The sequence below is a fragment of the Nitrospira sp. genome, from assembly GCA_024760525.1.
GTDB lineage: Bacteria > Nitrospirota > Nitrospiria > Nitrospirales > Nitrospiraceae > Nitrospira_D.
The window spans coordinates 611870-624515 of sequence record CP060499.1; the positions used below are offsets into that span (position 1 = coordinate 611870).

Genomic DNA, 12646 nt, shown 5'->3' on the forward strand with positions numbered 1-12646 from the left:
AAATGGCTGGGCGCAACCATATCTCATCCGATGCCTTTGCAAAGCTGGTGCAGCAGGCGATCGCTGACTTGCCGCCTCCCTACGCCAAGCTGATGGAGTCGATTGCCGTGGTCGTCGAAGAGGAGCCGCCGGAAGACGTGTTGCGAGACCTGGAGATGGACGACGAGAGCGATTTGCTGGGCCTTTATCAAGGACAGTCGCTGGCGGCCGATTCTTTCTTTAGGCCCGGTGGTGAAGCCCCGCCGCAGATCTCCATCTATCGCGGACCGATCCTTCGCCTTTGTGAGACCCCGGAGGTTGTGGTGCAGGAAGTCTACGATACGGTTGTCCATGAACTGGGTCATCATGTGGGCCTTGATGATGACGAAATGCCGTATTAAGAGTGGGCGGCCTGCTGCCGCGCTTTTTGGTAGCCCAAGACGAGCATGACTGCTCCAATCAAGACCATGGGCAGGGAGAGAATCTGACCCATGGTGATCGGTCCCAAGATAAAGCCCAAGTGTTGATCCGGTTCACGGAACAGTTCGACGATCAGTCGGCTGAGGCCGTAGCCGGTGATGAAGCTCCAGAATATCGTCCCAGGCGGGGTCGGGCGTCGATCGATCCACCACAAGGCTGTGAACAACACGAGGCCTTCCAGCGTGGCCTCATACAATTGCGAAGGGTGGCGACAGGCAGGGCCTCCGGTCGGGAAGACCATGCACCAGCTGACGTCGGTTGATCGACCGTACAGTTCGCCGTTGATAAAGTTCCCCAACCTGCCGAACCCCAGACCGATCGGCGTGACGGATGCGGCCAGATCTGCGGCGATATAGGTTGGGATACCCTGCCGCTTGCTGAACCAGACCAGCGCGATGATGGTGCCGAGGAGCCCGCCATGGAAGGACATCCCTCCTTCCCAGACGGCAAGAAGTTTCAGAGGGTTCTGAATGTAATACGAAAAATTATAGAAGAGTGTATAGCCGATTCGTCCGCCGAGAAAAACCCCGAAGGCTGCATAGACCACCATGTCGTAGATCTGGTCCTTCCGGATAGGCAGCTCTTTGCGTGCCACCTTGAGTTGAATGAGAAAGTACGCCGCGGTGAGGCCGATCAAGTACATGAGCCCGTACCAGCGCAGCTGAATGGGGCCGAGCGCTACAATGACCGGATCGATATCGGGGTAGGGGATGGCGGCGGGGTGACCCATTACTAGGCTTCCGGGATATAGCTATCTTGGTGAAAACGCGAATATTCCGTCATCTTCAGCAACGTTCGTGAGCTATGGCGTAGACTTTCCGCTGGATCATACGGGGGCTCACCTGTCAATGCAAGCCGCGGATAAAATTAGAAAAGGTTAAATTTAGACCATGCAAATCGGCTTCCATGGCCGGTTTACAAGAATGTACGGGGTGAAAGTGTTGGGTTTCTGAAACGACTGTGTCATGCCCTGTTGAGAAAAAGAGACCCTTTATTAGGCGCTCTTAATCGCTGCGGGCTCGCGCCCACGATTTTTCATGGAAATCGCTTTACCTACGAATATTTTTATCCTGGCACAGAGCATGCTGATAGCTGTTGTCATGAGAAACAGCTAGAGAATAGTCGCTCACCATTTATTATCATGAGGGAGGTCGCCATGTCGGAGCAAGGAAATCAGGTCGCCAAGGCAGCAGCACTCATTGCCGGTGGGGCGGTCATCGGAGCGGGTCTCGGGCTTCTCTTTGCTCCACAGACCGGTGCGGACACTCGTCGAAGCATCAGCCGCTATGCGCGTAAGGCGCAGGTGCAGACCACGCGCTGGGGCCGGGCGGTCAAGTCGGGCGTCGAGGAGGCGCTGGATCGAAAACACGCGACAGAGAAGAGCTGTGAAGAAGAGCGGCCGCAACTCACCGCGGTCATGAACTAGTCTGTCCGACGACCGTCGGTAGCAGGTCAGCCTGTCGCCTTCTCCTCCGTCGGCACGGGTTGTCTGCTACCGATGGTCCGCGGGAATTTGAATACTGATGGCTCCGGCCAGTTCCCCCACTTGAGCGCCCTCTCTCGGATAGCCGGAAATATCAAGGATCCCTTTGGGATTCCCGTGGCAAGTGAGGCAATCCTCCGAATAGTAGATCGGCATCATGGTTCGGAGGAGCCGCCCCCCGTCGATCCATTCGATAATCGGTGTCGTCGAGGCCGGCTGGCTTGCAAGCCGCTTCAGTACTCTTTCCTCATACTCATCCGGATCATTTTTCAAGTTCCTCGGGTTGAGGGTGGTCTGTTTGATCGTCACTTTCGAGCGCTTTGAGAATTTCCGCGCAGCCTGACTGCCGAACGAGGCCGGGATGAAGTTTTTATACCCGATGCCTCGTTGGTTGATCACCAGCTGGGCATCGGCGACCGCCTCTTTGCTTGCAAGGAGCAGCAAGGTCAGCAGATCTTTAGTCGGGGAAGGGAGTGAAGGAGAAGGATGTTTCAAATCAAGGCGTGTCTGCTGGACAAACTCCTCGAGGACTAGTTGTTCGAAGACCTCGGGTGTGAATCCCTTGTCGGCTTGCTGTGGATCGTTGATCAACGATTGATTCCGCTCGATGACGACGCGCCCGGCATTGAGGAATGTCGCCAGAAGCTCCGCAGTCTGCTCAATGTCACTCTGAGAGGCTTGTGCCCAGACGCTCTGGGACCACATGAGCGCGAAAACCAGGCCGAGAGAGAGACATGCTTTCGAGAGAACGATCATGAGCACCTCCGCTTTCTCATTGTCCCCCCGCAGGAATGCATTTCCCTTGATCATAGTGCTGAGGAACTTGCGTGACCTCCAGAGGCAGTCCCTCTGCCGTCGCCCGCCGAGTAGGCGCATATTCCGCTTCCACCCATCTCCGACTCATGTGTTTTAGTCGACCTGACTCTTCCAGGCGAAACAGCAGATTGCTCAAGAGCCATTGTAACTGTCTGTGCTCATCGCTCGTCACGATGGACAGATCTTCATGAGTCAGAACCAAGGGGGTCCCGTCGATGTGCGTCAAGAGCCGCCAATCCTGCCAGACCCGTTTCGTCACATATTCGAGGATGGAATAGTTGGTCAGGATGACATCGATATTCAGATCCTTCGTCTCGATCGAGGCGGGAAGCGAATCGCAGACGACCATGCGAATCCGTTTGAGATTGGCTTCGGCGTATAGGTGAGAGGATCGTCCCTTCTGGACGGCGACCGTCAAGCCGGCAAACCCTTCCTGGACGGCGGCGAGCGTATCCGGCTTTCCGTTCTGCTGTCGAAATTGTTGCCATACGCGTTCCGCTATTTCAGGCTTTTGGATGATGGCTGCGACACCATCATCGTGAAAATAGGGAGGTGAAAACCACAAGCCCTGCGGTCTTGCGCCGGGAACGGTTCCGCTGACGGACGAGACGAACAAATCCAGCTGGCCCTCGTTCATTTTGATGAACAGATCGGGAAAGCGAGTGAGGTGCAGGATCGGTACGATGGGCGCGGCTCCGCCGCAATGCGAAGTGAACGCATCGGCAATTTCCCGAATCAGTTCGACATCCAGACCCGTGACACGAATGCCTTCGTCGGTGTATACGGCGGGGAAGACAAACGGGCGAAACGGCTCGACGGAAATGCCGACACGTAGCCGCGCGCGAGAACAAATCGACGACAATTCATCACGCGTCAGCGGGTGTATGAGCTCAACGGCATCATAGACAAGACCGCATCCTTCCAGAAGAATGCTCAGCCCCGTCAGGACGAGCAACCCAAGCAATCGGTTGATGGCGCAGAGACGCATGACCCATTTCCTCCCTGTCTCGACATGTCGCGACGATCACGAGCCGGCGGCTTAAAACCGAACGCCGATAGTGAAGAGCCATTGTTTTGACAAGTCGGACTTGCCCTGGAAATCAATCTCGAATCGCGTGTACTGAAGTCCCATATCGACGGAAAATCCCTGAGCGACGGGAAATCGCACGCCGATCTGTCCTCCGTACAGGTAGCCCGGGGAAAGTGCGCCTCGCCCCGGCAAGGTGCCGCCCAGTATCGCGCCGATATATGGCACCGCCCGGTGCTCCAGCGGACCGAACAGAACATGTCGCAGGATGCGACTGATGGGCTTGCCGTTCGGAAAGTCCAACAAGTCGATGAAATTATTCCAGCGGGGGTTCGCATACAAAGAATGTTGGTCGGTAATAAAAGTCGGCGTATGGTGACTGTAATACTGGTAGATGCCTCTCAATTCGAGGGGGCCATAGCGGAGTGCCGTAATCCCGGCTTGAACGGCGATGATTCTGCGAGTAGGCGCAAAGGTGCGATCGTTGAACGACACGTCGAAGCTGAACGGGCGGAGCGGGAGGATATCGAGAACCGCCTCTTGGCTCACCGCTTCACCCGGCATCGCCATTCCGAGTATGAAAAGAGCAACTACAAAACGTGAAACGTGTGTCCGCAGCGGGCCACCTCCCCATCATGTATCGCTTCACGGATACCCGGTCATTTGTCCTCGCATTGTAGCCCAACCGCTTGCTCTTTTGCATGTTGCCGGTAGATGACAGGCCACGAAAAGTGGCTGTGGCTTGAGTCGACGCGACTCCATCCTATGATTATTCCTAGGTGCGGATAACGGAATAATGAAATATCGTGAGGGTGGTCATTGCGACAGAAAAACTAAGCGATTGATAGGAGGTGAATCATGAAGAGTTCCCAATCATATTGGCTAATCTTAGGAGCGTTGATGTTCTCTGGCTGCATCACAGATGCCACGGTGGAACTGACGAAAGCTCCCTTCGATGCAACAACGGCGCTCACGAACGGCACTTCGAAAGCCGTTGGCGAATTGCTGGAGCCGACGCAAAAGTTCCTCTCGAGCACGACTCCGGGAACCGCCGCTATCAACCGCTTCACCCGGGCCAGAGAAAAAACTGAGCTCTTTGTGGGGTACACATACGAGCACTTGCGGGCGGAAACCGCCCAAGGATCCGGTGAACACATCGCTTCTCTCGCTGTCCTCGCGGGAATTCCTTCAGATCGCCACGCTCAATTTCAGGAGAGCATGCGCGATTCCTATTCGACGATGTTCAGCGAATCCTTGACTCCTCGCGAATCGAGACTTCGCCTTGTGAACGCTGCGTGGTCGGAAGGATTCGGCAGGCTGGAATCGGATACCATTAAGCATCAAGAGACCGGTATCAGCGATCTTGACCTAACATTCGTGAAGGCGCGGAAATCGACTCCCCTCATGACCCAGCGATGAGCAGCGTCTGAGATTGTGTGGAACGTAATGTGATGGATGAGCCTCTGACCCGATTACAGAGGGAGGCTTACTGGTCACTTGGCTTTCGCTAAGAGCGTCCTAAGTTTCTCATAGCCCGGCGCTTCAGGATGGCAGTAGTACTCGGTCAAGGATCCGTTGCCGTTTCTGATGGAGATGCGGAAGCTCTTGCCGTGGGCCTCGATCTTCACCGTCTCAACGATGTTGAGATAAAGGTCCTGATTCACCTGGACGATGTTATCCACCGCTCTTCCTCCAACCAGTCATGCCCTCAACGCGTGTTGCCATGCAGGTCCATCGAGAGTGCCGGGATGTCATACGCGAACCGGTTTGTAGATGACCCAGGAGCACTGGGCGCAATTTAGAACAATGAATAGGAGATGCCGCCACAGCCCACCGCCTTTCTCACAAGGTGTCGGCGGTGGGCCTTCCTCGACCCGACGGCAGGTTGTGGTTGGATTGTGGAGGGAGAGCCTACGCGCTCTCGTCGGGGGTGTCAACAAGCACACGCTGAGAGAAGCTGGAATTGTATCTCATGTGGTGAGCGCCGCACGGATAGTCCGGTATAAGTCTTCCGGCGCAGTTTCTTTGCTCAGGTACGCTGAAGCGCCCGCGGCATCCATTTCATCGGCAACTGCGACGCTCGTATTGACCGAGAGCCCTATAATAATGACGTCTGGAAGGTTCGCTTTGATGCGGCGTGTCGCCTCGATCCCATTCATGTTGGGCATGTGAACATCCATCAGGATGACATCGGGCTGCAACTGTTGCGCAAGCTCGCAGGCCTGCGTACCATCTTCCGCTTCACCGACGACCGTGAACTCACGATAGAAGCTGAGAATGTTCCGCAATTCTTGGCGGAGAAGACGATGGTCATCGACCACGAGGACGTGAACGGGTTGTGGTGAGACCGTCCTGCCATTGTCTATGACTTGTTTCTGTTCCATATTCATAACTCATAGAGCACTGGCTGAAACATAGACACACTTGTCGCCTTTCCTAAACTAGCACACCCCTAGTGGAGGTTATACTGGGAAAAGTCTTAGGGATGAACAGATAGAAAGGCCCAGTGCTCATTGTCCTGGGAGGATGCGGGACGCATACCCGAATCGAGCGAGACGAACCCTGGTATAGGGACCGCTGGCGGAATCGACTCTGGGACAGGGTCTGGATCTGGTAGCAAGGGCTTATCTGGTGGCACAGGATATGGTGGTGGTATGAGTTCATCCGGTGGGGCGGGTGGCAGTGTAGACTACCGTGCTGTCATTGTATAAGTGAAGAGGGTGGGGAGCTACAAGTCTCACTCCACCCTTCTATTTTTAACCACAGAGCTGGTTTTTTGGAGCTGGGCCAAATGTAACCTTTGGCTCAGTTTCCACCAGGACATATTTGGTCATAAGATTCCCCGCGTTTTGAGAGTGTTGTTTTCCAAACGATGACTAGTTTGATGAATCAAGCACTCGTTGGCTTGGCCAAACGGGCCACATGATTGGACATCTCGGAAGGAATGCCGTGTCTGTGAAGGAAAGACAGGATGGAAAAGGAAAGAAAGAAGCGGAAGAAACTTACCCCAGCGGCCCATAAAAACTCCTACCTGATCATGCCAGGCCGGAGTCATTAGTCCTCTCATGCAAGAGGACGGTTGCTGGTGAACCCCATCACCAAATGAATTATCGTCAATTCTCTTTAATTCATGTCGTCATTCCTTGTCAATATAGATCACCTCGATGATGTCACCGCCGTTTGAGCACCTCGTCATCCCGTTTTCAGGGGAGATTCCGGCCCGCGTCGCCTAATGCCATCGAGAAGCAGATTAGGAAGCACTGGGCCGGAGAGCCCTCTGGTGTTTCGGTCAGCGGTCGCCGCTTACCAGCGATCGCGCTTTCCACTGCCACCACGGCCACCGAATCCACCACCACCACCACCGGAACGCTGCTCCATCGGTTTCGCTTCATTGACCGTTAACGTGCGGCCACCCATCTCAGATCCATGGAGCGCTGTGATCGCGGCTTTCGCCTCAGCATCCGATGACATTTCCACGAAGCCGAATCCACGGGATTGGCCGGTGAACTTGTCTGCGATGATCCTCACAGAGGCCACTGAGCCATGCGCCCCAAACAGATCATTGATTTGCTGCTCAGTCGCCGAATAAGGCAACCCACCGACATACAATTTTGAACCCATGGGGTTCCTCCTTTGAGAATGACATTGTTTGACCGTGAGAAGAATTTCACGATGGGAAGGGAGGGCGAAGACGCAATCAGGGGACCGGCTTTGCTCAGGCTTCCGATCAGATTCTCGGCAACAACATCGGTGATAGGCCGTCTTGAACGCGTTTCATGCGAGGCCCTCCGCAGTGAAACATTCGCATCGTACCAGATCGCGCGAAAAAATAGCCACCAGCCGTCTCGAACGTCATGTGTTCCGTCAGCAGCACAGCACGGTGATCGCTAGACCCTTGATGAGGGTGGCCCATGCCAGACCAAGTAGGGTGGCTTTTTTATGACGGCGGCGGCCCCTGGATAGCGACGTAGGGCGTAGCTGTAGGCGGACTCTTGAGCGCTCATGCAGGTCGATGCAGCAAATCCGTGCGAGACAATTTGTAACGCCATGCGGTCATCTTTCTCTATCATTGCGCTGTACAACACGCAGGAGAACTCTCCCTCTGCGGAGTGTTGTGTACTGATCACAAGATGCGATCCATCCGGAAAGGTCATAAGCGAATCTACGTTGAGTCGACTCATAAGTGGATGCTCCTTCGGTTGGTTGGAGAGAATGTACCTATGAGTGCAGGGGAAAGGCAGGCCAATTTTACCTGACATTGTCGAGCACATAGAAACGCACTGTTCATTTTGCTTTCGCTAGGAGGCTCTTGAGTTTTTCATAACCAGGTGCTCTGGGGTGGCAATAATACTCGGTCAGAGCCCCATTGCCATTCCTCATGGAAATACGAAAGCTCTTCCCGTGGGTCTCGATCTTCATCGTCTCAACAATGTTGAGATAAAGGTCCTAATTCACCTGGACGATATTATCCATGACCTGTCCCCTCAGCGTTTATAAATATGGGCGCAAGAACTACATTTTACTCGCGTGGCCTTGGATCTTCGTTGATGTGAACAAATGACTGCGACGATTTCGAACATGGAGCGCATGAACGACCGCTTGCGTCGATGTGGACCGTACAGCCTGAACATCGGATAGCGGGTCATGATTTGTGATCGCATAACTTATCCCTGATTAGGCCCTCTCATCATCGAACAAGACGGAGAAGCGTTTGGATATGTCTCTCTCGGTCCCGCTTCTCATCCGCACGGTGCCCCAGTTCTAAAACCCGTCGGCGCGAGAATATAGTCTCGTGCGCCTTGGCTTGCTCAAATGAATCTAAGCATCCAATGGAAGGTCTCGATCGCCACCGAACAGGACAGATAGGCGTTTCGAGATGTCCATCACGGCCTCTGCTTCCTTATCCGTCAACTGCGTTGGAATGTGACATGAGGTTCGTCAAGATCAGCCGGGAAACTGATAATAAGAAACATCCCCCGTCTGTCCACATTTGTCGCACGTCCCCTTCGGGTCGACCGGACGATGCTGGCGCTTATCCGTAAAGTAAAGCTGTATCTCAGACTCAGTGCTGGGTCTTAGCATCGATAACAGATCAGCCCATCTCGAACAGTAATGAACGGTCATGGTAGCCATGATGACGCCCTCCTCAAGTTGTGCACTCGACTGAACGAATAGCCTAAAAAGATTCGGTAGGTCACGGTACTAGACTCGCAAATGTGAACGAGGAGCCGGAGACGCTATCTCAACTGAACCGATGCTCAAGCGGAAGACCGCCTCTTAAGCGGTCTCCGGTGAGATCCTATGCCTCGCGGTCAGATCAGCCAAGCACTGGAGGTAGTCCTCGGTCGAGGCTTTGGCCTTGGTATAACAGTGACAACTCCGTTGTTCCAACCCCGTCTGGTTCGTAATTGCGACGGTATTGCGCCCCTGCTGCACGAGACCGAGTGACTCAAAGTGCGTGAATAGGTCTTTCACGATTTCGGACGCCACCCCCACTTGGGCGGAAAGAAACTCACTCGGGAACGGAAATGAATCAATACCCGTTCGCTGCCAGTGTGTCTTTAGCCACCGGGCAAGCCGTTGCGCCGGAGAATGGAACTGGCTACACCCTACCGACACCACGGCGAGATTCATGATCAGGAGATTGTGACGCGTGAGTGCGCCTTCCAGGTAGGGCAGGCTCGAGCGGTGGGTTGCGAAGACCGAGGCTGCGAGACGGATGGCCACTCCGCTGATTTGAGTCGACACCTCACACGGTGAGCGGTCATTGCCGAGCACAATGGACGCGCCGCTGCAGCCTTTGTTTCCGGTCACCATCACTTCCACGGTGTGTGTCTGGTCCGGGCTGTTGATGATGCTCAGGGCTGAATTGATCGGGAAGAACAGAAACTGAATGGGACGCCCCACCTCGTCAATGACGTCTCCAAGGTGTATCTCGACTCGCTCACACGATGAAGCGAGCAGCTGGCGCTCCGAGAGAGGGAGCCCCTTGAGCATGCGATTCTTTACGAATAGGTCAGAAGGAGCCGACATCACGGCACCGCCTTTGTCACAAGGTGTCGGCGGTGGGCTCTCCGCGAGCCGTCGGCAGGTTGTGTGTAAAGGATCTCTTTTCAGGTTATGTGCTCTGTGCGCGGGAGTCAAGGAGGGACTGTCGGTTACGAGTGTAGGACGACGGCAATATAGTCACATCACATCTGTGACTTGGTGAGTGCCGAATGGATGGCCCGATACAAGTCCTGCGGTTCAGTTTCTTTGCTCAGGTACGTAGAAGCTCCTGCGGCTTTCATGTCGTTGGCGATGGCATCGCTTGGATAGACCGAGAGCCCAATGATGACCACCTGGGGGAGGGTCGTCTTGATCCACCGTGTCGCCTCAATCCCGTTCATCCTGGGCATGTCCACATCCATCAGGATGACATCGGGCTGTAATTGTTGCGCCAGCGCACAGGCCAACTCGCCGTTCTCCGCTTCGCCGGCGACTGTGAACTCGCCAGAAGAATTCACCATGTTCCTCAACTCCTGGCGGACTAGACGATGGTTCTCGACCACCAGCACACGAACAGGCTGGGATGATTGTGTCCCTCCGCTGGCCGAATCTAGCATATGTTCCACCTTCATGTTTCTATGAGCTACCAGACGCTTTGGGAGTATGGTACTGGGGAATATCTGTGGCACGGAGTTGAATGGACACGCTCTTAGGCGGGGGTCGTATCTCAGCAACTATTTTCGGAAGCGAGATCCAGTCGGCACGAAGGAGCTTTGTGCAAAACGGACACAGCATGGTGATGCCCGTGTATTTCTGCGTTAGTTCCGAAAGCACATCGATGGGTTCCAGCTTCAGATTCCCCACCGGCGCGTAACAGTGGGGGCACACTCCAATGTCCAGCATACTTCGTCCTCTCCTTGAGCAGAAGTTGAGAGAGCAGCAGGTAGGCTGGCTATGTAGCGGGAGCCATTCGGAGGGAAGTGTGAATCGGAATGCTGCAGGCTGATTAGACACTCCCTTTCCTCCCATTATTACTAGGGTGAACCCTTGAATATGGGCCATCATGCAAATCAGCGGGCATGAGACGATGGTCTGCTTCACTCAATACAACCGCTTTAGAGAAGCTGATTTGATTGTCGCAGCTCAGAAATCTAACACCTAATCTATCACTGGCCCATGCGAAAGCCTTGGAGCAGTCCCATGAATCAGCCACAAATATGGTCGCAAGTGCTTGACAATATGTTAAAGTCTCCCCTCTCGCCGGAGTGGCGGAATAGGCAGACGCAAGGGACTTAAAATCCCTCGGGCTCACAAGGCCCGTACCGGTTCGATCCCGGTCTCCGGCACCATCTTTCAATAACTTATCCATGATTGTTCGTCCGCACTGCTCCATCAGATGAATCCAAGCCTGTACAGTCAACCGCGTATTCCCTTCTGAGCGATTCATACCTCCTGGCATGTCCCTGATAAGTTGGACCTTTTGCACTTCAACGCATTTTGGGAGGTATCTGCTATGCTCAGAGGATTGTCATGAGAACCGATACCGTTCACGTAGAATGGCATCTCACTCCGAGAGGATGGGTCCTGGGGGATTGGTCAGCCAACGAACCGCTCGAACTACGAACGCTTCCACCGGACGATCGTGAGGAGACCTGGGTGAAGACGGAAACCCGTCATGGCGTATCGTTCGCTCTCTTACGAACAACCTGGTCGTTCAAATGGTCCTCACCTCATCACAATGAGGCGGATCGATTGGCCGACGTGATAAGCGGATGACCCTTACCGTGGGAAGCTCAACACGATAGCTGAGGCCAGCCAGCTCTCTCGGGTCAGCTCCAGAAGGGGAGGTGTGGGGGCACCGAACGGAGTCTTCTACACGCACAGAGTCGCCTAGTGGAACATGGAGGTCTGTCGGTTTTTGCGAATACCGCTTGGGTTCAGGTCCAGTTCAGCCATGATGGCTAGCATTTCCTGGAGAGCACTCAGATAGCCAGAGCGCCAATACAGGAGCTCTTTCGCCTCTGCCTCGCATCGAGGTTCTTTCCGCTTAACCGTATCCTGTTCTTCCAACCACTCTTCAAGTGCAGCTGCGGCCTCTGCGATCATAAAACGCAACCCGCAATCTTTATCCTTCTTGCCCATTCACCAGTAGTACTCTTCAATCGCGTTCATCTCACCAAGGACTATCCCTAAGTCTCAGCATCTGAGTACTATTAGGGCACCTTCGCGATTTGTCTGGGCGGTAACGGTCGCGATACTCCAAGACGGTCGTGAGCACCAGACCCTTAGGAGTGAAAGAATGACCCGCAAGCCGACCGTCGGTCTTTCATTACATTGGATATCTGTATGTAGCCGATAGGAACACTCATTCAACAAATGTGCAAGTCGGCAGAGAAGTTCAAAGATCACCGCTACATGGGAGGATTGATGCGGGCACCCTAAATCCATTTTGATTCGATCGGAATCAGATCGATTCACTGCGTAGTGCAGTCGTTGGCGGGAACCTTCGGATTTCCGTGAAATTCAGCTGGGCGCGTTACTTGCTCGAAATATACGTTCCTATTCCTCGACTCCCCCCTGAAATGAAGGGCCTCCATGGAGCGATTGAGCGATAAGCAACTCTTCATGGTCATTGTCGCGAGTCGAGTAGGTGCCATCAAGGTGTCCGTCCTGACACCCCCAGCAGGTTTGCCTGAATTCAATAATCGTATAGGAACATTGCCAGGTCCCGTCAGCCTGACAGATCGGATCCAAATCGATCCTCCGTTGCTTATATGTCGGCATGGTCGTTCTCCCGACTTTAACCATTTTCCCACCGCGAACGCTGCTTCGCATGGAGGGATCGTGACGCGATGGTCCAGTTATGTGGTTGA

15 protein-coding genes and 1 tRNA gene are annotated in these 12646 nt (G+C 54.2%); 4 read left to right on the forward strand and 12 right to left on the reverse strand.

Annotated features, from left to right (window positions below):
• Nucleotides 1-2: 2 nt before the first annotated feature.
• Nucleotides 3-380 (forward strand): metallopeptidase family protein, encoded by a 378-nt coding sequence (locus tag H8K04_02890; GenBank protein ID UVT16528.1) that lies wholly within the window; start codon nt 3-5, stop codon nt 378-380.
• Here H8K04_02890 and H8K04_02895 read toward each other — a convergent pair.
• Nucleotides 377-1171, reverse strand: a complete 795-nt coding sequence (locus tag H8K04_02895; protein ID UVT17841.1) for a prolipoprotein diacylglyceryl transferase — start codon at nt 1169-1171, stop codon at nt 377-379. The two genes, H8K04_02890 and H8K04_02895, sit on opposite strands and share 4 nt — an antisense overlap.
• Nucleotides 1172-1615: 444 nt before the next feature.
• Between H8K04_02895 and H8K04_02900 the strand changes: the two genes are divergently transcribed.
• On the forward strand, nt 1616-1885 hold the full coding sequence (locus H8K04_02900; protein ID UVT16529.1) for a YtxH domain-containing protein: 270 nt from the start codon (nt 1616-1618) through the stop codon (nt 1883-1885).
• 66 nt (nt 1886-1951) lie between these two features.
• On the opposite strand, the gene H8K04_02905 is transcribed toward H8K04_02900, so the two are convergent.
• The 3 genes from H8K04_02905 to H8K04_02915 are packed head-to-tail and all read right to left on the reverse strand — an operon-like array spanning nt 1952 to nt 4349.
• Entirely contained in the window at nt 1952-2698 is a 747-nt protein-coding gene (locus tag H8K04_02905; GenBank protein UVT16530.1) for a DUF3365 domain-containing protein, read from the reverse strand.
• 16 nt (nt 2699-2714) lie between these two features.
• On the reverse strand, nt 2715-3746 hold the full coding sequence (locus H8K04_02910; protein UVT16531.1) for a transporter substrate-binding domain-containing protein: 1032 nt from the start codon (nt 3744-3746) through the stop codon (nt 2715-2717).
• A 51-nt stretch (nt 3747-3797) separates the two neighbouring features.
• Nucleotides 3798-4349 carry a hypothetical protein gene (locus H8K04_02915; GenBank protein ID UVT16532.1) on the reverse strand — a complete coding sequence of 184 codons (552 nt, stop codon included), beginning with the start codon at nt 4347-4349 and terminating at the stop codon, nt 3798-3800.
• Between the two features lie 294 nt (nt 4350-4643).
• Here H8K04_02915 and H8K04_02920 point away from each other — a divergent pair, with 294 nt between their 5' ends.
• Complete coding sequence (locus H8K04_02920; protein ID UVT16533.1) at nt 4644-5204, forward strand: DUF3015 family protein; 561 nt, start codon at nt 4644-4646, stop codon at nt 5202-5204.
• A 74-nt stretch (nt 5205-5278) separates the two neighbouring features.
• Here H8K04_02920 and H8K04_02925 read toward each other — a convergent pair whose 3' ends face one another.
• The 6 genes from H8K04_02925 to H8K04_02950 all read right to left on the reverse strand — a co-directional run bounded on the left by H8K04_02925 (nt 5279) and on the right by H8K04_02950 (nt 10390).
• Nucleotides 5279-5467, reverse strand: coding sequence for a hypothetical protein (locus tag H8K04_02925; GenBank protein ID UVT16534.1), 189 nt, complete (start codon nt 5465-5467; stop codon nt 5279-5281).
• Between the two features lie 288 nt (nt 5468-5755).
• Complete coding sequence (locus H8K04_02930) at nt 5756-6169, reverse strand: response regulator transcription factor (GenBank protein UVT16535.1); 414 nt, start codon at nt 6167-6169, stop codon at nt 5756-5758.
• A gap of 919 nt (nt 6170-7088) precedes the next feature.
• Entirely contained in the window at nt 7089-7406 is a 318-nt protein-coding gene (locus tag H8K04_02935; GenBank protein ID UVT16536.1) for an RNA-binding protein, read from the reverse strand.
• Nucleotides 7407-7672: 266 nt separating this feature from the next.
• Nucleotides 7673-7966, reverse strand: a complete 294-nt coding sequence (locus tag H8K04_02940; GenBank protein ID UVT16537.1) for a hypothetical protein — start codon at nt 7964-7966, stop codon at nt 7673-7675.
• Nucleotides 7967-9062: 1096 nt separating this feature from the next.
• Nucleotides 9063-9818, reverse strand: a complete 756-nt coding sequence (locus H8K04_02945) for a Crp/Fnr family transcriptional regulator (protein ID UVT16538.1) — start codon at nt 9816-9818, stop codon at nt 9063-9065.
• A gap of 158 nt (nt 9819-9976) precedes the next feature.
• Entirely contained in the window at nt 9977-10390 is a 414-nt protein-coding gene (locus H8K04_02950; GenBank protein UVT16539.1) for a response regulator transcription factor, read from the reverse strand.
• A 642-nt stretch (nt 10391-11032) separates the two neighbouring features.
• Here H8K04_02950 and H8K04_02955 point away from each other — a divergent pair.
• Nucleotides 11033-11122: transfer RNA gene (locus tag H8K04_02955), tRNA-Leu, on the forward strand.
• Between the two features lie 541 nt (nt 11123-11663).
• On the opposite strand, the gene H8K04_02960 is transcribed toward H8K04_02955, so the two are convergent.
• Nucleotides 11664-11915, reverse strand: a complete 252-nt coding sequence (locus H8K04_02960) for a hypothetical protein (protein UVT16540.1) — start codon at nt 11913-11915, stop codon at nt 11664-11666.
• A gap of 417 nt (nt 11916-12332) precedes the next feature.
• Nucleotides 12333-12557, reverse strand: coding sequence for a hypothetical protein (locus H8K04_02965; GenBank protein ID UVT16541.1), 225 nt, complete (start codon nt 12555-12557; stop codon nt 12333-12335).
• Between the last annotated feature and the right edge of the window lie 89 nt (nt 12558-12646).

What these genes read in the sequence shown, in the direction of transcription:
- H8K04_02890 (UVT16528.1), top strand. Translation starts at nt 3, where the DNA reads ATGGCTGGGCGCAACCATATCTCATCCGATGCCTTTGCAAAGCTGGTG.
- H8K04_02900 (UVT16529.1), top strand. Translation starts at nt 1,616, where the DNA reads ATGTCGGAGCAAGGAAATCAGGTCGCCAAGGCAGCAGCACTCATTGCC.
- H8K04_02905 (UVT16530.1), bottom strand. Translation starts at nt 2,698, where the DNA reads ATGATCGTTCTCTCGAAAGCATGTCTCTCTCTCGGCCTGGTTTTCGCG.
- H8K04_02910 (UVT16531.1), bottom strand. Translation starts at nt 3,746, where the DNA reads ATGCGTCTCTGCGCCATCAACCGATTGCTTGGGTTGCTCGTCCTGACG.
- H8K04_02915 (UVT16532.1), bottom strand. Translation starts at nt 4,349, where the DNA reads ATGCCGGGTGAAGCGGTGAGCCAAGAGGCGGTTCTCGATATCCTCCCG.
- H8K04_02920 (UVT16533.1), top strand. Translation starts at nt 4,644, where the DNA reads ATGAAGAGTTCCCAATCATATTGGCTAATCTTAGGAGCGTTGATGTTC.
- H8K04_02930 (UVT16535.1), bottom strand. Translation starts at nt 6,169, where the DNA reads ATGGAACAGAAACAAGTCATAGACAATGGCAGGACGGTCTCACCACAA.
- H8K04_02935 (UVT16536.1), bottom strand. Translation starts at nt 7,406, where the DNA reads ATGGGTTCAAAATTGTATGTCGGTGGGTTGCCTTATTCGGCGACTGAG.
- H8K04_02940 (UVT16537.1), bottom strand. Translation starts at nt 7,966, where the DNA reads ATGAGTCGACTCAACGTAGATTCGCTTATGACCTTTCCGGATGGATCG.
- H8K04_02945 (UVT16538.1), bottom strand. Translation starts at nt 9,818, where the DNA reads ATGTCGGCTCCTTCTGACCTATTCGTAAAGAATCGCATGCTCAAGGGG.
- H8K04_02950 (UVT16539.1), bottom strand. Translation starts at nt 10,390, where the DNA reads ATGCTAGATTCGGCCAGCGGAGGGACACAATCATCCCAGCCTGTTCGT.
- H8K04_02960 (UVT16540.1), bottom strand. Translation starts at nt 11,915, where the DNA reads ATGGGCAAGAAGGATAAAGATTGCGGGTTGCGTTTTATGATCGCAGAG.
- H8K04_02965 (UVT16541.1), bottom strand. Translation starts at nt 12,557, where the DNA reads ATGCCGACATATAAGCAACGGAGGATCGATTTGGATCCGATCTGTCAG.